We start from the raw sequence: 19,657 nt of genomic DNA, 5'->3' as shown, positions 1-19,657 counted from the left end.
CTAAGCGTACGGGACGGCAAGTACATCAAGACGCTAGAAGCGTAGGTGTCGCTGCGTAAAAGGTAGACCAACGAATAGAGCCTGGCACGACAGTTGGTCTTGATCAGCCTTCGAGGCTGGAACGGGTCAACGGCTTCCCTCCGTTGCCATTCCGACTGCCAAGTCGGAGAGCACCGTTTCCATGAGTTGTTGGGTATGACGTTACCGGTGCCGTCGGATGATGTCGCTGCTATAGCAACGGGCTATTCACATGGGAGCAGATCTTCAATCGCCCCATGCAGCGCCGCGAGGGTGCATGGCTTGCGCAGAAATAGAGCGTCTGCTGGAAGCATCCCAGCCGGTAGAGACGCGTCACCAGACATGATGATGACCGGTAAGCCGGCCCACCTTGACCAAATCAGTTTAGCCAACGCCAAACCATCCATACTGCCAGGCATCCGTACATCGGTAACGACGAGGACTACTCGAATATTTTCTAAAGCCTCCAACCCTTCATCTGCATTGGAGCACTCGACAACCTCAAGGCCTAGTAGCGATATCGCCTCGGCTATCAGTGGTCTAACTATTTCGTCGTCTTCGACGAGTAACACGCGGGAAAACATGGCCAGCCTCCGGGATCTATAGGAGTTGGGTAGGCCTGGTCATGGTTCGTTTCGTCAGTCTGATGAAGTGCAGGATAAATATGCAGGGTACGAGGCTGTAAGCGGCGGAATGTAACAGCTGCCAAGGTAATCTGAAACCCGGCTTGCCCTACGATGAAAGTGACCGGCATCATAGGCCGTTTCAGCCATACTGGCTGCGATAAACTCACGAGATCACACATGAGCATTGGGCATCGCAACAACGTGACGGTGGTAGGCGATGGCCCGTCAACCCTGATCTTTTCGCATGGGTATGGTTGCGACCACACCATGTGGCGCTATCTCTACCCCCACTTTACGGGTCGTTTCAAGGTCGTACTGTATGACTTGGTCGGTGCTGGGCGCTCGGATCTAGGTGTCTACAGCTCGGAAAAGTACAGCTCGTTAGCCGGGTACGCTTATGATCTGAATGAGATCGTTGACCAATACGCGGTGGGCCCCACCGTACTGGTGGGCCACTCAGTGAGCGCGATGATAGGTGTCTTGGCCGACAGGCTAGTGCCCAACCGGATTTCGGCCCACGTAATGGTCGGCCCATCACCCTGCTACGTTAATTCGGATGACTATGTAGGCGGCTTCGAGCTTCAGGACATACGCTCGTTGCTCGATACCCTGGACAGTAATTACCTAGGTTGGTCTAGCACGATGGCCCCTGTGATTATGGGAGCACCGGGCCAACCTGCGCTTGGTGAGGAGCTCACCAACAGTTTTTGTCGAACAGATCCCGAGATCGCCAAGCGGTTTGCACGGGTCACCTTCCTTTCGGACAACCGACCTGACGTAGCTGGCCTGATTACGCCGACTCTGATCCTGCAGTCTTCCGACGACCTAATCGCACCGGTCGCTGTGGGAGAATATCTCCATGAAGCAATGCCTAATAGCACTCTTTGCCTCGTACCTAATATTGGGCATTGCCCACATATGAGTGCGCCGGGCGAATGTGCGGAAGCGATGGATACTTTCCTGAAGCCATGGGCAGGTCAACATGTCGGCTGAGCAACAGACGTTGCCGGACACTAATGCCCTTTTTGAATGGGCCCCCTGCGGCCTGGTTGTAACTACCGAAGACGGAAGGATTTTGCGCGTCAATGAGACGCTATGCAGCTGGATTGGCCTTAGCCAGGTCGAAGCCATTGGTGTGCGCTTTCAGACTCTTCTGACCATGGGAGGCCGAATTTTTCATCAAACCCACTGGGCTCCCTTGATGCAAATGCAGGGCTCAGTTGGCGAGATCAAACTCGAACTACTACACAGGGACGGCCACCCAGTCACAGTTCTGCTGAACGGTGTAAGACGTACTTATGAGGGGGGGGTTTACCACGAGCTCGCATTGTTCGGTATGAAAGACCGGGATCGGTACGAACGCGAGTTGGTAGAGGCCCGAAAACACGCGGAGGCGCTCCTCCGGGAAAAGGTAGCTGCGGAAGCAGCGCTGCAGCAAGTGAAGATAGAACTGAACGTTGCGTGGGAGAAAGCGCAGCGTCGGGCGCTTTTTGCAGAGCAGATGGTGGCCATCGCTAGCCACGATCTGAAGAACCCATTAACAGCGATCAAAATGGCCTCGGACTTACTGGCAAGAGGTGAACGGAGCGCTAAGGAGCTCCAATTACTGCAAAACATCACCCAGTCCTCCGAGCGTGCTGAACGCATGATTAGAGATCTGCTTGACTTCGCCATGGCCAGAGTTGGGCGCGGTATGTCTATGAAGAGAAGCCTTGTTGATCTTCACGAAATAGTGCGTCTAAGCCTCAACGAATTAAGCGTTGCCTTTCCTCATGCCAAGCTTACACACCATGTATATGGAAATGGCCTCGCGCATCTCGACGCCGACCGGATCCAGCAGCTTGTGGGCAATCTCGTGGCGAACAGTGTTGCTTATGGCGATCTTCGGTATGCCATCACGCTGACCTCCAGCATTGAAGACGGTCTGGCTTCGATTGCGGTACACAATCAAGGCCCGCCCATACCCGAAGCGCAGATAGCGACCCTTTTTGAACCTATGACGCGGGGAACTGCTGGCGATGGGGGCGCGAGAAGCATCGGCCTAGGACTGTTCATCGTGCGAGAGATAGCCAGTGCGCACGGTGGGAATGTCGGGGTCACCTCTGGCCATGGTGCAGGCACGACCCTTAGCATCACTTTTCCTGCAGCGGATTCTTAATCCACGAGTGGCCCAACCACTTGCGTGCCAGCAAGTTTGGCTTACCGGCAGACCCGCAAGACGTCATCGCAGCTAGGCTGAACTGCTCACCTCATAAAAGACACCCGTTGCTCCCGAATGAGATCTTTGCACTATCGGTAACCCGTCAGGTGCACGCGGTCGGAAGACAAGCTGGCACTGGTCGGGCACGCTTGAAACCATGACGAGGCTGGTCTTGAATCGATGAACTGACTTCGTCAGTGAGGTGGTCAAGGGGGAGGCTGCTTCTGACTCTATACAGGGAAGCAATCATGGAAACGAGTCCGGAAGGTGTGTACTGCAATACCCTGGTGGCTGTGTTCGGGGCTGCGTTCAAGCTAGGGTTTGACCCTTATGCCTTGGCAGTTCAGGCAAAAATTGATGTCGCAAGATACCTTGAAATGCCGCCCATGAAACTGAGTGAAAGCGTTGAGCGAGTTATAGATGAGTCATTGCTCGTCGCGAAGCTTATAAATGAGCGCTGGCCAACCTACGACCTTAACGATTGTGACGAAGAGCATGCTCGACCCGGTAGGCCAGACGATTATTCTGATATCGCTGACGACGGCCCTTACGTGGCTGGTCGTGCTCGTGGCTGAACAGGACGACTGAACCAACTTACAGGGAGGTATGATGGCGAGCAAAGACCGAGGTTTTCCTATCCGCGATCTGCTTATAGCCTTGCTGCGTGATCAAAATATTCATGAGGGTTTTTGGGGTTTGACCGTTCAGTTTCATGCTCAGGGCACTTCGGTTTCGTTAGCCGGCAAGCAGGGAGAGAATTTGCCTGGGCTCGCAGTTGCAGTGTCAGGCGTCACACTCGTTGCAGCACAGGAAGGAGAAGCAGGGGCGGTAGACGCGTCGTTGGTCAATCCAACCAGACAGCCTCGTGTTCGGAAGGAAGTGAAACCTAAAACGCTCCAATAGAGGGCTGCAGATATAAGCCCTTGCTGGATGCGGCGATGGCGAAATGCTTACACCAGCGTTGGCAATCTGGCTCTATACGTGCCCCAAGCCAAGCGGTACTTTTGCCTCATCAACTGAAGCGAATGAGTCGCTTCAGCGGTCAAGGATGATCGACCATGCAGGACGCAGCCGACAGGATGTTGGATTGGCTTTGATACCAAAGAACCCGCTTAGGCGGGTTTTTTAATGCTTGTAAGAGAGCTGCGCATAAGCGCGTCCGACGAGACTCTGCATCATCACCAACGCAGGCCCTTGGAGAAAAATCTGCTTGGCTATCGACTCAATGGCCACTGAAGTTGACGCACTACCGCGCATGGTTGTCCACCTGTCTAGCGACGCAAGGCGCTCTGCTGCGCAACCGGTACGACAGGTACTGAAGTTTCGAAACCGTGCCAATTATTCTGTCGCTTTGAAACGACCAGCAGCCGGTTTCCTGTACCTTGTGTTGCCGCAACGCATCTACCTCGCTCATCCCAAAACGCGCTTCGCCCAGCAGCGCTCCATCCACCGGTCTCGCCACCGTGATTCGCCATCAGCACGGCCATTCCATGGTGCCTTGCGTAGTTCTGCAAAAGCACACTGTCGTGTGGATAGCCTGTCTCACCGATCAGGACGCTGGCGGCGTACAGCTGGGCACCTTGTTCAGACGCGTGGGATGGATGCTCCGGCTGACTGAAGTCGGCACACAGCGACAGGGCTATACGAGTGTCGGCAATATGCAGCAAGTCGCCCCCACCACCTGCACTGAAATATTGCTCTTCACCAAGGTGTAGGTGCTGCTTCGTATAGACGCCAAGAGAACCGTCCTGGTGAATTACAAACGCTGCAATCAGCGGTTTTTCAAAAGAGCTCAGGCGCAACGGTAGACCGACTACCGTAGTCATGGAGACTTCTTGGGCAAGCTGTCGCAAAGGATCGAGCAATGGGCTATCGATATCCTGCACCAAAGCTTCAGCCAAAGCAGGCTCATAACCTGTGAGCGACAGCTCAGGAAAGACCAACAGCTCCACCCCGTGTTCGCGAGCATGGCGCATAAATTCCATGTGCAGCATCAGGTTTGAATTGATATCGCCAGCTCGAACGGCGCATTGGGCTGCTGCAAACACAGGTGCCGACATGACAATCTCCGAAAGGGGGGCATCCTAACGTGGCCTAGGTTCACACGCTACAGTGCGCCCAAGTTCTGATCCGGTCTGGGCGTGCTCAAGCGTCCGCGATCTTAAACCCTAGGTCGCAGAGACAGTACACATGAACGACTTCGTCATCGTAGATGGCTACTAGCTTCTGAACGGGCTGCTAAGCGTGAAGATTCAATGGCCGACTCGCCCATGCCCTTAGCACAGACTCCGTGGTAGTTTATCGAGCGATGAACGGTAGGTGGTGCTAGGAAAACCACCTGCTGTATGTGCAAAAGGGAGAGTGATAGTGCGTCTATGTGTTTTATGTGGATCGAGTTCTGGTAGCAAGGCCATCTACCTCGAAATGGCAACTCGCCTTGGTAAAGCCCTCGCGGATGCAGGCATTGGCTTGGTCTATGGCGGCGCCTCCGTAGGGCTGATGGGGGCTGTAGCCGATGCCGCGCTTGCAAATGGAGGCGAAGTAATTGGGATCATCCCCCAAGCGCTTCAAGAAAAAGAAATTGCTCACAAAGGGCTGACGGATCTACGAGTAGTTGGATCAATGCACGAGCGCAAAGCATTGATGGCTGAGCTGTCTGATGGCTTCATCGCTATGCCAGGAGGCATCGGAACACTCGAAGAGCTGTTCGAGGTATGGACGTGGGCTCAGCTTGGATATCACACCAAGCCATGCGCCTTGCTCAATGTCGATGGTTTCTATGACGGTTTGGCCACCTTCCTGGATAGCCTAGTCGAACAAGCATTTGTTAAGCCTAATTACAGAGAGATGCTGATCGTAGAGGAGCAGGTGGAGAGCTTGCTAGCCGCGATTAGCAATTATGAAGCGCCGGTCGTAACCAAGTGGGTCAAGACGAGCGAGTAAGATAGGCGTCTGCCAAAGTCACTCTGCATGACTCTGGCAGGCACCCCCATTCCGTGGTTGATCTGAAGCGCGCGTCTTTGAGAGAAAGCAGCCCGCTTGTGCATTTTCAGTGGATCGACTTGGCCCGGTGGTTAAAGCTGATTGATTGCAGCCTGACGTCATTCCTATCAGGTCAAACATTGATTTTTTAACGGCACCACGCGGCGGCTATGAAACAGTATCTGCAACTCGATACAAGCAGCTAATCGCTCTCTAAACAGAACCTGGAAGGCACTTCACTAATCAACCGAAAAGCCGCTCAAGCAAACCTGCAATTTGAGTTCCCGCGTGTCGCGCTTTCAATTCATCGAGCTTCGCTTGTCGCCGCTCCCCGGCCATCAAGCTAAGCCCATGCAATTCATTCGTAAATTGCTGTGCTTCTTTGGCCTCCTGCTGAAGGCTCGACCAGCCGGTGTTTACACGCTTGGCCAAGGCTTCCGCTTCCACGCTCAGGTTCCGGGATTCGAGAAGCTTGTTCCCGCTCAGTAGGGTCTTCAGGCTGTCTAGCTTGAGCTCAAGCTCAGCAAGCTGCTCTGATAATGCCTCAGCCTGATCCAGAGAGACCGAACGCCCCTCTACATAAATTCTATCGTGTTGCACGCAGTAGATTCCAAGTGGGCCATCGCCGCCGCCTGTGCAATCCAAAGCCAAGACATTTCCTAGGCGGAGCGGCACAGGTATCCAGGTGTGCCCAGTACAAACTCGCCATGCTCCAGGTACACCGTCGCGAAAGTGTTTTTTGATCCTGCTCCTTCCCCAGAGCGCAATTTCTTCAATCTGAGGGTTATCCAGGCTATCAACGAAGGTTTGCCAGGACATGCCCGGAGGAACGTCCGCGTGCACCACACCGATGATTCCTTGCGGCGACTCGACTTCGATCACGGTGGGAAGGCTTTCTAGCTTCCGGATAATCATTTCTTTCGATTCGTCAGCGATAGTGGGCCACCACCCTGCGCCATGGGCACTGTATCGAGCGTGCGGGTCTTGTCGGTACGCGTCGATCAGCATCTGCTCGTGATTGCCCCTGACCGTAAAGAACCACGGCTCGCCCAAGAGCTTGAGGCCGTCTAGGACGCCTGGGCCTCGGTCGATCAAATCACCTACTGCAATCACGCGATCAACAGTGCTGTCGAAGCCAAGCGCCCGCAGTCCTTTGTGTAGGTCGATAGTCTTGAAGTGAATGTCACCGATGACGAAGTCACGTCCTTGCTCGTTCTGGGACAGTCTCAATACCTTGCGGCTTGTTTGCACGTGACCTCCAATTCGGGAAGCAATCCATTGATGCAAAGGCGTTATTGCCGGACGCTCATGCAGTAAACGCTAACGGTAATAGTGCGCTGCGAAGCTCATAAGCATACCTTGCGCAAAGCTCGCCATGCCGCCGTCAAATATTCTTCAAGCGCAAGCGGAGCGCGCCGGCCTATGGGCCGAAGGCTTGAGGATGGACGCCCGGAGGGCCGAAACCAGGCGCAGCCGGGTTCGGTTCACGACAGCCGTACCCGTAGGGGCAAGCACAAAAAAGGATTGATCAGGGTGATGACGAAGAGCTACAACGCGGGAAGACCACCGAAGGCCTCGCGAAGCAGACATTGCATCATTGTCGACGCAGGCCCCTGGAGAAAATGCTCCTGAGTGCTGATATCGAACCGCACAGGATTGATGTGAACAACAGTCGCTCCATTGCCTAGAGCACGTAACGGAAGCTCAGCTGCCGGGTAAACAATCCCAGACGTGCCAACAGAGAAGAACACATCGCATTCCTCTGCAGCTGCAAGCCCTGCACTCCAAGCATCCTCAGGCAGCATCTCCCCGAACCAAACGACTCCAGAGCGGACATACCCGCTACAGGCACTGCATCGCGGCGGCTCAATCCGACTTCCATCCTCAGGCAGAGCATCGGACGTGAGAGGCAACGTATAAGCCAGCCCGCAGTCAATGCACCGAGGCGTATGCAGGCTGCCATGCAAATGAATCACATCCTGGCTGCCAGCACGCTCATGAAGGTCATCAACGTTCTGGGTCACCACAGTGAGCTTAGGCACATAATTGGCGAGTTCGGTGATAGCGACATGAGCACCGTTGGGCTGCGCCTGCCCAACCTTCTGCCGGCGCCACTCATACCATCCCCAGCAGAGGCTAGGATCCGCACGGAATGCTTCAGCAGTCGCTAACTGCGCAGGATCGAAGCGCTCCCATAATCCCGTTAGGGCGTCTCGAAAGGTCGGGATGCCGCTTTCCGCTGACGCCCCAGCACCCGTGAAGACAACAACATGCTTAGCCTCCCGCAATTGCTGAGTCAGGGTACTAATGGTCATGTTCATCTTCCTCCAAGGAGGATGTATTTCGACGGACACTCATAGGAAGGTCAATCACCGATTGATGGCTGTCGGCCAAAAGAGAGGTAGATCCTGATCCTCAGGTAACGGGATTTGCAATGCTGCCCGCTGGCCAAGAAATAAGCTCGGAAAAGCCGGCGCTAAAACCAACCCTGGTCTCAGTGTGAAATGACGCCACGGGATTGGCACCTCCAGACCTTGCGAGGCCCTTGCGGCGGGTAAACGGAGACATGCAAAGGAAAATGTTTCTAAATGCTTCCGGCGAAAACGGCATCACCCCGTAATCTAGGGGCCTGGGCATACATACAGGAGAAAAAAGGATCCAATCGACGGATTATACAAAAGTTATCCACAGGGCATCGGCTTGCAATGTCATTTTGACCCCATTATCTTGTAGGTCATCCCGACATTAGCACTACATCTTGTGTTTTTGCGGGGCGCTGAGGCTTCAGTGAATGCAGCGGATATGAGTGCAAAGTTTGGTCGCCGAACACACATATCCGCTTGTCCCTGAGCCAATGCAATCACTGGTGGGACGGGCATTAGAGGAAAACCGACTTTGGATGTCAATCATCCAGGCTGGTATTCCGCTCAAGGGTCGCTCCTGCCGAATCGAGTTTTCTAGATACAGGAGCACCTAATCGTGCCTAAAAATACCAAACAAACCTCGTCAGCAATAGCGAGCCTGGCTTCGAAAATTCTTCGCAGTGACAGTTCTTCAGCCATTCAAAAGGAATTGGCAGGGTCTGCCATGGCTCAAGCGTCTACCGGCAAGCAAACCGGTGCCGAAATGGAGACCAAAGCCAGCCACGTCCTCGAGAGCAATAAGTACAACACCACCACAAAGGCACTCGCGGCGTCGGTACTCGCTCAATCCAATAAAAAGCGGGGTGAGTAAAAATGGCTCAGTATTTTGTAAACCGGAATGCACAGCCCAATGGTGACCACGAGGTGCATACCAGCTCGTGCATCTATTTGCCTGCCCTCCACAACCGCCTCGATCTTGGATATCACACCACCTGTGCGACCGCTGTTCGCCAAGCTCGTAACACCTATCGGCAATCAAACGGTTGCCGAACATGCTCCTCGGCGTGCCACACCCAGTAGGAAGAGGCTGGAAGTCACGTTTTTCGCTTTGGGTGAGCCGGCTGCGGTACGGGCTGGCCCCCATTTCATCGAGCGCAGTTTTTTTAGGAGTTTGCACTATGAGTTATCTAGTCTATTGCACGTTTGATTTGAAGAACGCTTCTTCAAAAGACTATGAGAACGCCTACGCTGATCTTCAGCGGATTGGCTTGGCGAAGGTTGTCAAGGCAGATGAAGGGCAGCATGTGGTCATTCCTACAACGTCGACGATGGGATTCTTCACCGGCACTAGCGCAGCTGCGGTACGAAACGATATTCGTAATTCCGTACAAGCCGCTTTCCGAGCAAGGCTTTTGAACTCTGAGATATTCGTTGTGGTTGGTGGTGATTGGGCGTGGGGAGCAGGTACGACCTAACGGCTAACTGCTCTCGCAGAAGGGACTCCGGTGGGTTTCTAGCCCGGATACTCCCTTACGTCTTATTCGCAAATCCTTAGCTCTCAAGGGATCAGCCATGCACCGAAGCGAAGCTGACGTTTTTAACGATCTAACAGATCTGACTGCCAAGCCAGGCTACGCTCACGCCCTAGCTGGTATCTGTTATCGCGACAACTTAGTGTGTTTTCAAGGCGAATATAAGCCTTCTGACATCGAGCATCTCTTCGAACGCAAAAGGCTCAATCGCAATGAGATAACTACGGTCTTGGGGCTGATGTCGCGTCAGCCTTTGGATCTAACTGAAGTTGATGAAGCCACGCTAAGAGGCTACGTCTCGCGCACTGATGAGTTGATGAGTGAGCTTCATGAGGCTATGACTGGCCTTATGGTCGGCGAGCTTATGCCTCAGGCTCGGCAGGGCATGCCCATGAGTGATTTTTGGACAGGCGCTATGATGAGGGAGCCAATTTTCTATGGCACCGAATCAGCTTACAGCTTCCAGTACCGAGATTTTTTTGCTGAGAAACACGCCCATGATGACGACTGGTTGGTTCAGGTCATGGGGTTTAGCAGTGAACAGGCACTACGAGTGGCGCGTGCAATGTGTTCTTTGATGGACACCAGAGCGACCAACGGAGCACAAATAAGTGGCCGGGCCAAGGTAGGAGAGCTACCTGCAGCATCGGCGTTGGCACTTTACGAATTCACTGCACACGAGATCGCTGCGCGCTCCAGTCAGGAACTCCCGGTTGTTGAAGCCGTTTTCAAAGCCCTAACGTTCAGTGGGGACAATGGCCAATTTAATGGAGTGGGAGACTTTAATCAGGTAGCTGCAACCCCACTGATGCCGACAGGGCGGGATTCTGTGCTCCTGTTCTCTCATTACGCAATCTACGAAGCGCTGTATGAGTCACCTTTCTTCTGGATGCACCAAGACAAAGCCTACAGGCAAAGAGCATCCGACAATCGAGGCGCATTCACCGAACAATTCTCCCGGCGTCGCCTCACAGCGGTGTTCGGAAAGGCGAATGTGCACACAAACGTCAAGCTCTACGAGGGTAAGCGGATCGTCGCTGAGGCGGACGTGCTGGTCATCTTTGGCGACAGACTCATCATTGTTCAGGCAAAAGCCAAAAAATTAACCCTTGCTGCGCGTAAGGGTAGTGACGGACAGATCAAGGCCGATTTTGCCGCAGCGATTCAAAAGGCCTACGACCAAGGGAGTGACTGTGCGACTGCCATTCTTTCCGGCAAATGCCGCTTAGAAAATGATCGTGGCCAATCTGTTGTGATTCCAGAGACGGTTAAGGAGATCTATCCATTCTGCGTGGTATCCGACCATTACCCAGCATTGGCTTTTCAAGTCAGCCAGTACCTCAAATATTCTGCTGATGAGACCGTCCGCCCGCCCTTCGTGATGGACGTTTTCCTTCTAGATGTTCTAGCTGAAATGCTGGACACGCCGCTGCGCTTCCTAAGTTACGTCCGGATGCGGCTAGAGTCGGCACAGAAATTGATGATGGGGCATGAGCTTACTGCCCTAGCGTACCACCTGCGATGCAATCTTTTTCTCGACGAGCAATACAACATCGTGATGCTGGAGGACTCTATCGCAGCAGACCTGGATACAGCCATGACTGTTCGGCGCGAAGGCCTTCCTGGCGAACGCGTGCCGCCAGGAATCTTGACCAAGATGAAGGGCACGTACTACGAACGATTGATTGAGCAGATAGAGCGCCGACCCGACCCAGCCATACTAGAACTGGGTTTCACGCTTCTTTCCATGAGCGGAGAGTCATGTAATACGGTTCATCGAGCTATTGACGGGCTAACCAAAATGGGAAAGATGGATGGCAAGCGACATGATTTCGTACTTGGGATGACTAAGCCAGGTACGGGCATCTGTTTCCATTTCAACCCGATGCCTAGTGATGCAGCGGTTGGGGCTTTGGAACTCCATTGCGCTAAACGAAAATACGCTCAGCGAACAGCGAATTGGTTCGGAGTTTCGGTAGGACTTCAGGGGGAGATTCAATTTGGGATTACGCTTGATTTTCCGTGGGAACAATCACGGGAAATGGACGATTTGACCAAGGAAATGAGGCAACCTTCATCACTGGGTTCGGCGATGAAAATGGTTGAGAGAGCATTGGTTCCTAAGAGACACGGACGCAACGACCAATGTCCTTGTGGAAGCGGCTCAAAATACAAGAGGTGCTGCCTGTAAGAGCGCTCACTGGCTGCCAAAAGGCAAGCGGAGCGCGCCGGCCCATGGGCCAAAGGCCTGAGGATGGAAGCCCGGAGGGCCAAAACCTGGCGCAGCCAGGGTTTGGTTCACGACAGCCGTCCCCCAAACGGGGGCAAGCCAAAAAACGCCCCGTAAGCAACGAGGTAGTCACTACTCACCAGCCCAAAATTTTCTCGACCTTGGTGGTGAGTTCTACCCGATCAGTGACCGCGCTTAGATCTCGGTGATGAAGTGCATCCTCTGCAGCATGCAGCTCTTTAACCTTTTTCTTGTCGTGCTTGTTCAAAAGCTGCTCCAAGAAATAAAGGACTTCGTAGCCTTCATCCTTGTCAACCTGCCTACGATCTTCAAAGCCAGCGTACGGCTTGTCATTACCATCTCGAGTCCAGGTGTAGGTGTAGACCTCGGTCTGCAGGTCTGAGCGTTTCAGTGTGCCAGCCATGTGAACTCCATTTACGTATACAGCTGATGTGGATCAAGCGATCCATGCGTCCAAAGCCCGCCTTGTTGAGCGAGCACAATGGTGCTTGGGCGAGCTATCGTGCCTCAGCTTTGGGGCGGTGTCATGGGGTTGGTGGCTTCTTGCTATCGCATTTTGTAAGGAAGTGATGCCATGATGCAGGTGGGCCATGCTAAGCGCCTACCTGCCTATGAGGGCCTCTGTGATGGAAGAGATAACGCTTAACTACGACCAGAAGATTGCCTCCGACGCCAACACCATTTTTCTCATCGATTGCCTCGGAGAGGATGATAAGCAGTCTGCTCGTACTCGCCATGAAGGGATCTGCGACTCATTGATGGCTCTGTCGGCGCAAAACATTATCCATGACACATCGGGCGTGTATCACCTGCAATGCAGGCATCGAGATAATTGGTCTGCCGCCATGAAAAAGATCCGGGACTCTTGCAAGGTGGGGCTGCTTCCGCTGGTTTTCATCGATGGCCATGGAGATGCCGAGAAAGGCTTGGCCATGCCCAGTGGCGGCTTCATTTGCTGGCAACAGTATGGTCAGGATCTGCGGGCGATTATGGACGCAGCCCGTGGCGAGTTAACGGTGGTTGCAGGATTCTGCCACTCATTTGCGTTCATCGCGACGGCAGCAAATGAGGATGGGAAACTACCCTTCGGGTTCTACTTTGGTTACAAGGACGAGGTGCTCACTTCGGTAGTCGAGGATGAAACACAGATCATCTACGAATCGCTGATTAACGATGGAGGCCAAGTTCTAAACTCCCGCTCTCTGGAGATTTCAAGTTTCAACGAATACGACCATGCAGAAAAAATCGTCGGGCAGGTGGCCTTCATGCGGCTTAGACCTGAAGCGCTGGTAGCTGAGCAGCCTCAATTATCTAAAGCGAATTTGCGCAGGGTGCTTGAGAAGTACCTCGCCCAACAGGGCAAGCCATTGGGTGAAATGCGGGAGATAGTGAAGCATGTGCTGAGCAATACTCCCCGGATCGCAGAGAGACTCATCGACACATACATGCACGACACCACACGGCGAAGCCACTTCAAAAAGCAAATTCTCTCGCAAATGGAAGAGGCCGACTTACCACGCTAGGAATTGGCCGCTTATTTTAAGGGCTAGCAAAGGTTGCTGACAGCCTTGAGGTAGGCCGGACTTAGTGGGGGGAGGGCCCAGTTTCAGCCTACCCCTACTGAGCGGGTCGGTTACGATTTTGCTGGCACATAACGCTCTGAGCTGCCCCTAGCCCAATCATCGCTCCAATGAACCATCTGCAGTTTGCCGTGCTTTTGCCACACCACGCCTTCTGAACGTCGCCGGGATGCATGTTCATTATCACCGCCCGGCCATGCGCTACGTTCCGTCACAAAAACCCATACACAAGCAAGCCCGTCTTCCGCCAGAAATGTTTGGAAAAGCTGCTGGTCGATAAACGCGTGTGAGCCGTTACCGGGACTTCTGCCGCAAATGAAGCGAGTTTCTCCAGAGTGATCCACGTAAACAGCTTGATCTGTAGGATGGGGCGTCAGGTTGAGCCTCTGGGCCAGCCAAGGCGCTGGTATTAAAGCCTGCGCGCCTTCGGGCATTGAGACATCCAAATGAGATTCCCAATAGTGGCGGAAGCAGGGATAGGCGACTTCTATTTCCCCCAAGTCGTAAAAGTCGTAGGTTGACCATTGCTCTTGAGCCCATGTCGAGCGCCATGGCGCTTCTCTGAGGTAGCCATCATTGGTGAAATCACGGGCTGTCCAGGAGTCCACTTCCAGCTTTTGCTTTTCCCGAATGTAATCGAGAAGCTGTTGCTCGTCCCCCTGCCTCACCAACACCGGCAACAGGAAGCGCCACTGCTGTTGCCTGGAGCCATGCTCCCCACCTTCCTTCTCTGGGTACTTCACTGTCACAGAGCGATGTTCGTGTAGGACTACCCACGCCGCATGGGTTGAATCAGTACGGATTACCAAGTCTGCCATGCCGTCGGAGGGTTCTTCCTCGAATGGCCATTTCCCCACGTCGTTTTCGACAGTCTCTCGTATGGAGATCCGAAACTCATCGATCACTGGATGGTGTACATCAGGCCGGCTGTGCTCGTCAGTGAGCAGGATAGTTGGATCTATGTCGCGATGAGTACCGATGTCTAGAGGGCTGGCATAACGACGTGCCCCCTGTTCACTCGTCTCAGATAACCACTTGTTGTCGGCAAGGCTACAGAGAAGCTCATCTAGGGCAAGCCACTGGTATTTTTTCCCGATGCGCTCGATCAATGGTCGATTGCGACTGTAGTCTGACCGACCCGAACGATCATCTGGAAACAGCTTTTCTGTCCAGCCCAGCCCATATGCTCGTTTTGCCACCCAACGCTGTGCCGCCTGTATATCGACGTGAGGTAGCCTTTCATCTCCAGCCGTCGAGGGTTTGAAACGTTTTTTATACTCCTTTCTATATCTTGCCCGCTCTGCAGGGCTCAAAACATCCAGCAGCAGGTTTTCAGCTCTCGTGAAATAGGTTGAGCGCTCAGTAACATCTTGCTGAGAAAGCTTGAGCCTGAGATCCCGGAAGGCATTAGGCCTGAAATCGTTCATCAATTTCAGGATGTCGATTCGTAGGTCGGAGTGATTAATGACCTCATCCTCGAACCGCTCATATACCTGTGTGGCGCTCAGAGGCTCAGGCAAATCCAGTGCTACATTCAAGAACGAGCTGACCCTCGGCTGGATCTCATAACTGGCAAAATCGCCTCCCCATCCTGCGCAAGAATCTTGGATCTGTGAGTCTCCAGCCCGCTTCGCCACTTTTTCGAGGGCCTCTTCGGACACTGACAACCTGATGTTTTTGGACTGATAAGGCGGCATTGCTTTCACGATATCAACATGTTTGGGCAGGTGATCATTTAGCAGTGCGTGCTCGATAATGCCGAGGGCGCTGTCCCTGAGTAGAATCGAGAGCGGAACGTTCTCTCTGTCGAAGACCTCGTTGTACGCGACCTCTGAATAGGTGCGCAGTCGATGCTGTTCTGGATCGATGCAGCATGCTCCGAAGGCGGCTGTGTGTAGGCGCTCGAGGACGTAGAGATCGCCTACCTTGCTGAAGTCCCTGCAAAGCATCCCATACAGGCTGGGATTCCAGATCATGAGCGACGTAAGCGCCTTTGTTGCTTTGTCTCGCAGCTCACGGTGAGAGCAAGTGAAAAACCAGGTCAATGTTATTGCGCAGAGGTACTGGACTTCTGGGTCGGTTTGATTGCTTTGCTCGAAGGCACTCCATTCGATCAATCGTCGACCGGTATTCTCCTCATCCATGGGCAGGAAATTCAGCTGAGCAGTCCATGTAGAGTCCCGTTTGGGCATGCTCTGAGAAGCAAGTCGGTTGTGCAGGAATTTCGCATTCCACGGGTGACCTACACTTGCACTCACTTGAAGGATAATGTCGAAATGCTCGTCGCTTTCGGACAGGAAAGAATCGAACAGTTCAAGTGTGCGGTTGCTGAAGGATTCGTTAGCTCGCCAACGCAAGCTCTCGATGAACGCCTTGCCAACAGAGTAGTCGTTTGCCCATTGATCCACGGCGCCAGGCATGGCATCAAGTAGCTCTATCTCGAAACGCTCAGGTAGCTGTACGGAGAGTGCCTCAGTCAAGCCAGCCCATTTGCCATGAAGCCGCGCTCCATTATGAATGAACTGAAGCGAACCGCCTTTCAATGCCCCCGCAGGGTCAGTAACCCCGTCCAAGAGCCCCGAAGCCATCAAATGATCCTGAAGCCTCTGGAAGTTAAAGCGGACGATGTCCTCCGATGAATCGAATGGATCTACGTTTCGGCTTTCTGTGTCTGGATCAATCCTGAACAACCCATTTCTCTGGAGCACCTCAAACCAGGTTGTTCCTGGAGGAGTCGGAAAAACGTGAAATTTTTCATTAACGATCCGGATGGCTTCAGAGTGCAGAACGTAGTCTTGCCTCTTTGCCGCCATCTCAGTGGCGATTGAAAGAAGTGCTTGATTGGTTGGCTTTACGAGGTCATCGCTACCATCTCTCCCCACACCTAAGTATCGAGCAACACTTCTCAGGTAAAAAGAAAAAACCTGTTTCGTACCTGTCAAACCTCTGGGAAACCACTTTTTATTATCTTTCGCAAGTGCAACACAGGCGCTTCTCAAAAATAGCGGATTGACGAATTCGGCAGCCAACCAAGGAACATTGGGTTGCGAAATCCCTCGCTTCTTGAGGTAGACACGCGCTGCACGACTTTGCTCCTCTTGAGTTACAAATCCGTGAACGAAAAATGACGGAACTGTCTCTTTGAGAGTGTCAGGTATAACGTATTCGGTATACGCCGTCCGGCAACTGAACACGACGGCAAGGTTTTTATGCTTTTCGATCCTGCCGATAAATTCTGCAAGTTCCTTGCGCCAAAGCGTGATGCCCGCCCCCTCATTTAACGCATCAATGAGAATCAAGCCGCGCTTTTTCGTAGCCTCTGCTGCAGCACTTAAAGCCTGAAGGAAAACGTCGGAGTCCATGTTACCTAGACCTAGACGGTTAGTCACTTGCCCCCAGACACTATCATTATTGAGGTGCTGGCCTAGTATAAGAACGGCGACTCTGCCATCAGCTATAGCTTGCTGAGCAATACTGCCGAGTAGGTGAGACTTTCCGATTCCGGCTTCACCCAAGAGGAAGAAACTTCGGCTAGGCTCTGCAGAGAGATACCTCTCTTGGAGTGATGATCTCAATACGTAAGATGCGTCACTTAGCTCACTCAGTTGATGTCGCAGATGATCTAAGGAATGATCGGCAGATGTTTTCTCCTTACGCCTTTCCTCCTTAACATCCCACGCAACCCGTTCGAGCGAGTGGACGTCGTCTGAGATGATCTCAAGATATTCGAGACACTTCGCGAGCGGCCAAGCAAACCAAGGATCAGACGTAATCCTATCCCGCAGTCCTCTAAGCCGTTCGACTTGGGAAATGACACGTTCCATCAAGGCGGTGCTGCGATCCCCCAATAGCGACTCAACACGGCCTATTTTTGTTAAAGAACAAACTTTATCAATCTTTGCCTGAAGATCTGAGATGATGCTCTGATCGCGTAAGATTATCTTGAATAATCTTTCCACTCCGACTTCCACATGATCGTCAGGATGGTATCTTTCATCGAGTGATTTTACGGCCCACTCAATCTTCTCTGACAACCAGCTTGGTGAAAACTCGACGTCACCGAACCAATATCTTTTTAATCCTTCGGCGCTCGGGAGAGTCAGTCGACTGGTTAAATCTGAGGCCGTCCAGGGAACGAATTCGACTATCTGACCTAGGGGAACGTAGGATGCCCACTTCGCCTTATGCGTTTCCCAGTGTTCCCAACCTCTTTTACCACTACTTTTCTTCCCGGTCTTATCGGTCAGATCACACGCTAAGGCCACAACATACCTGGTCAAAGATGGATGTGACTGCAGGGCGCGTTGGACGGAATCGTCAATATTGGCCCAGTCAATTTCACCTGTTTTTAGATAGTATTTTGCTTGGTATCCAATCTTGCTTCCGTCACTAAGCAACCAGTAGGCCTCGATAACCACCGTCTCCCCCGGCCCCTTCTATTCGCCTGAATTCGGCATCAGCGGCTGGTGGTTCGCGCCGAGCAATCTGGCAAACGAGTTCTTCGAAAGCGAGGCGTTGTCCTGAATCCTTGCCCCTAATGCGTCTGTAATCCATGGTCAGTCCGTAACGAAAGCTGGTAGTCATACTGGCAGAATGCCTAGATTGTACCGTCTCCCGAGCAACCAGGATGATCCTTGCGCTGACTCTCGCTAAAACCTGGGTTGTTTGCCAACGTCTCTGTGGTGCACCAAGCCCCTCTAATCCCGCTGAGGCCACGCGGGAGCGAGTGCACCTGTTGAGCTCCCATGGCCTACGTGGACGCTTTACCAAAAAGGGTTGCCACGCCTTTAGCGGCGAGTACCGCAACAAAGCCGACAAGCACGCCTACTAGGCAATGAATGGATAGAGTTGCCACAGTTTCCCAAGCCCCTGCTCCAGCGACGAGCTTTTCAGCAAAGTCCTGCACAGGCACGATGCCTTCTGTGATGAACGCGCCACCGACCAGAAACATGGCAATAGTCCCAATCCAGGACAATGCCTTCATAAGTTTCGGAGCAGCTGACAGCAGCCATCCACCCACAGTTCTCACCACAGAACCCCATGTACCTGTGGCTTTAGATTTTTGCAGGATGAGGCCTGCATCATCCAAGCGAACGATTCCAGCAACCAAGCCGTAAACACCTACAGTCATGACCACCGCGATCAGTGCCAGTGTTAACACCTGCTGAAGCATTGGGGCGTCAGTCACGATATTCAGGGTGATCACAATGATCTCAGCGCTCAGAATGAAATCAGTGCGTACCGCACCAGAAATCTTCCGTTTCTCATAAGCGGCGAGCTCTTCTGGGGTCTTGGGCTTGGGTTTTCTTGGTTGCCCAGTCCCATCGTCTCGACTAGCCGTGAGCTTGTCCTTGATGGCCTCAAATCCCTCATAACAGAGATATGCGCCCCCAACCATTAGCAGCCAGTGAACCGCCGCAGGCAACAGTGCATTCAAAACCAAGGCACAAGGCACCAAGATTGCTTTGTTTCGCAATGACCCCTTGAATACAGCCCACACCACCGGGAGCTCGCGGTCAGCTTTCATGCCGGTAACCTGCTCAGCATTCACAGCCAAGTCGTCGCTCAGGACGCTAGCCGACTTCTTGGCAGCGACTTTGCTCATGAGCGAGATGTCGTCCAGCAGCGTGGCGATATCATCCAATAGTGCGAACAAGCTACTGCCGGCCATCTAAGGCTCCTTCCATTGTTAATTCTGTTTCCCGACGCCAACGGCCAGAATACCCTCCCTCCATATACTCAGGATTGGCTTGTCGTCATGCGGCGAGGGAGAGCACCTTTCTAGACCGTTGGGGCACCATGCCGTTCAGCAGTGCCTAGAAACTCACCGCTGATGTTGCGTGACCTCAGGGAGCTGTCCTTGCGTGCACGCGATCAACTGACCTCAAGTGGCGCCATTAACGGCAGAGGAAGGGGCTGCGGGGTATGCCATAGATCGTGGTGTGTCAGAAAGACCAAGGCAAGAACACTCCCAGTCAAGCGCACATCTTGACCTTTCCCAGCAAGAGCAAGAGCAGGCAGGAGCAGGAGCAGGAGCAGGAGCAGGAGCAGGAGCAGGAGCAGGAGCAGGAGCAGGAGCAGGAGCAGGAGCAGGAGCACCAAAGC

General features: G+C 53.2%; 16 protein-coding genes. 9 read left to right on the top strand and 7 right to left on the bottom strand.

Annotated features, from left to right (window positions below; translation table 11 throughout):
* Positions 1-242: 242 nt before the first annotated feature.
* Entirely contained in the window at positions 243-602 is a 360-nt protein-coding gene (locus QMX89_RS12400; RefSeq protein ID WP_282348415.1) for a response regulator, read from the bottom strand.
* A 219-nt stretch (positions 603-821) separates the two neighbouring features.
* On the opposite strand from QMX89_RS12400, the gene QMX89_RS12395 reads away from it, so the two are divergent.
* From QMX89_RS12395 to QMX89_RS12380, 4 genes are all read left to right on the top strand, one after another.
* Positions 822-1,637, top strand: a complete 816-nt coding sequence (locus QMX89_RS12395) for an alpha/beta hydrolase (RefSeq protein WP_282348414.1) — start codon at positions 822-824, stop codon at positions 1,635-1,637.
* Complete coding sequence (locus tag QMX89_RS12390) at positions 1,627-2,802, top strand: PAS domain-containing sensor histidine kinase (RefSeq protein WP_282348413.1); 1,176 nt, start codon at positions 1,627-1,629, stop codon at positions 2,800-2,802. Before QMX89_RS12395 ends, QMX89_RS12390 begins: the two co-directional genes overlap by 11 nt.
* 290 nt (positions 2,803-3,092) lie before the next feature.
* The gene (locus QMX89_RS12385; protein ID WP_282348412.1) at positions 3,093-3,419 is read left to right on the top strand and encodes a hypothetical protein; all 327 of its coding nucleotides are present in this window, start codon (positions 3,093-3,095) and stop codon (positions 3,417-3,419) included.
* A gap of 34 nt (positions 3,420-3,453) precedes the next feature.
* A complete protein-coding gene (locus QMX89_RS12380; RefSeq protein WP_282348411.1) occupies positions 3,454-3,747 on the top strand; it encodes a hypothetical protein in 294 nt (97 codons plus the stop codon).
* A 368-nt stretch (positions 3,748-4,115) separates the two neighbouring features.
* Here the strand turns inward: QMX89_RS12380 and QMX89_RS12375 are convergent, their stop codons facing one another.
* Positions 4,116-4,904 carry a carbon-nitrogen hydrolase family protein gene (locus QMX89_RS12375; RefSeq protein ID WP_282348410.1) on the bottom strand — a complete coding sequence of 263 codons (789 nt, stop codon included), beginning with the start codon at positions 4,902-4,904 and terminating at the stop codon, positions 4,116-4,118.
* A 307-nt stretch (positions 4,905-5,211) separates the two neighbouring features.
* On the opposite strand from QMX89_RS12375, the gene QMX89_RS12370 reads away from it, so the two are divergent.
* The gene (locus QMX89_RS12370) at positions 5,212-5,787 is read left to right on the top strand and encodes a TIGR00730 family Rossman fold protein (protein ID WP_282348408.1); all 576 of its coding nucleotides are present in this window, start codon (positions 5,212-5,214) and stop codon (positions 5,785-5,787) included.
* 282 nt (positions 5,788-6,069) lie between these two features.
* Here QMX89_RS12370 and QMX89_RS12365 read toward each other — a convergent pair whose 3' ends face one another.
* Together QMX89_RS12365 and QMX89_RS12360 are read right to left on the bottom strand one after the other, a co-directional pair.
* Positions 6,070-7,077: a metallophosphoesterase gene (locus tag QMX89_RS12365; RefSeq protein WP_282348407.1), complete on the bottom strand. Its 1,008-nt coding sequence runs from the start codon at positions 7,075-7,077 to the stop codon at positions 6,070-6,072.
* Positions 7,078-7,373: 296 nt separating this feature from the next.
* A complete protein-coding gene (locus QMX89_RS12360; protein WP_282348406.1) occupies positions 7,374-8,141 on the bottom strand; it encodes an NAD-dependent deacylase in 768 nt (255 codons plus the stop codon).
* A gap of 664 nt (positions 8,142-8,805) precedes the next feature.
* Between QMX89_RS12360 and QMX89_RS12355 the strand changes: the two genes are divergently transcribed.
* The 3 genes from QMX89_RS12355 (at position 8,806) to QMX89_RS12345 (ending at position 11,912) form a co-directional block, all read left to right on the top strand.
* Positions 8,806-9,060 (top strand): hypothetical protein, encoded by a 255-nt coding sequence (locus tag QMX89_RS12355; RefSeq protein WP_282348405.1) that lies wholly within the window; start codon positions 8,806-8,808, stop codon positions 9,058-9,060.
* A gap of 307 nt (positions 9,061-9,367) precedes the next feature.
* Positions 9,368-9,664 carry a hypothetical protein gene (locus QMX89_RS12350; RefSeq protein WP_282348404.1) on the top strand — a complete coding sequence of 99 codons (297 nt, stop codon included), beginning with the start codon at positions 9,368-9,370 and terminating at the stop codon, positions 9,662-9,664.
* A 97-nt stretch (positions 9,665-9,761) separates the two neighbouring features.
* The gene (locus QMX89_RS12345) at positions 9,762-11,912 is read left to right on the top strand and encodes an SEC-C domain-containing protein (RefSeq protein WP_282348402.1); all 2,151 of its coding nucleotides are present in this window, start codon (positions 9,762-9,764) and stop codon (positions 11,910-11,912) included.
* A gap of 175 nt (positions 11,913-12,087) precedes the next feature.
* On the opposite strand, the gene QMX89_RS12340 is transcribed toward QMX89_RS12345, so the two are convergent.
* On the bottom strand, positions 12,088-12,375 hold the full coding sequence (locus tag QMX89_RS12340; protein WP_282348401.1) for a hypothetical protein: 288 nt from the start codon (positions 12,373-12,375) through the stop codon (positions 12,088-12,090).
* Positions 12,376-12,598: 223 nt separating this feature from the next.
* Between QMX89_RS12340 and QMX89_RS12335 the strand changes: the two genes are divergently transcribed.
* Positions 12,599-13,495 (top strand): hypothetical protein, encoded by an 897-nt coding sequence (locus tag QMX89_RS12335; protein ID WP_282348400.1) that lies wholly within the window; start codon positions 12,599-12,601, stop codon positions 13,493-13,495.
* A 110-nt stretch (positions 13,496-13,605) separates the two neighbouring features.
* Here the strand turns inward: QMX89_RS12335 and QMX89_RS12330 are convergent, their stop codons facing one another.
* Both QMX89_RS12330 and QMX89_RS12325 read right to left on the bottom strand, forming a co-directional pair.
* Positions 13,606-17,970 carry an ATP-binding protein gene (locus QMX89_RS12330; protein ID WP_282348399.1) on the bottom strand — a complete coding sequence of 1,455 codons (4,365 nt, stop codon included), beginning with the start codon at positions 17,968-17,970 and terminating at the stop codon, positions 13,606-13,608.
* A gap of 332 nt (positions 17,971-18,302) precedes the next feature.
* Positions 18,303-19,223 (bottom strand): DUF808 domain-containing protein, encoded by a 921-nt coding sequence (locus QMX89_RS12325; RefSeq protein ID WP_282348398.1) that lies wholly within the window; start codon positions 19,221-19,223, stop codon positions 18,303-18,305.
* Positions 19,224-19,657: the final 434 nt, after the last annotated feature.

It is taken from the genome of Pseudomonas sp. PS01301 (assembly GCF_029960215.1).
GTDB classification, from domain to species: Bacteria; Pseudomonadota; Gammaproteobacteria; order Pseudomonadales; family Pseudomonadaceae; genus Aquipseudomonas; species Aquipseudomonas coleopterorum.
This window is presented reverse-complemented; position numbering and strand designations above follow the sequence as displayed.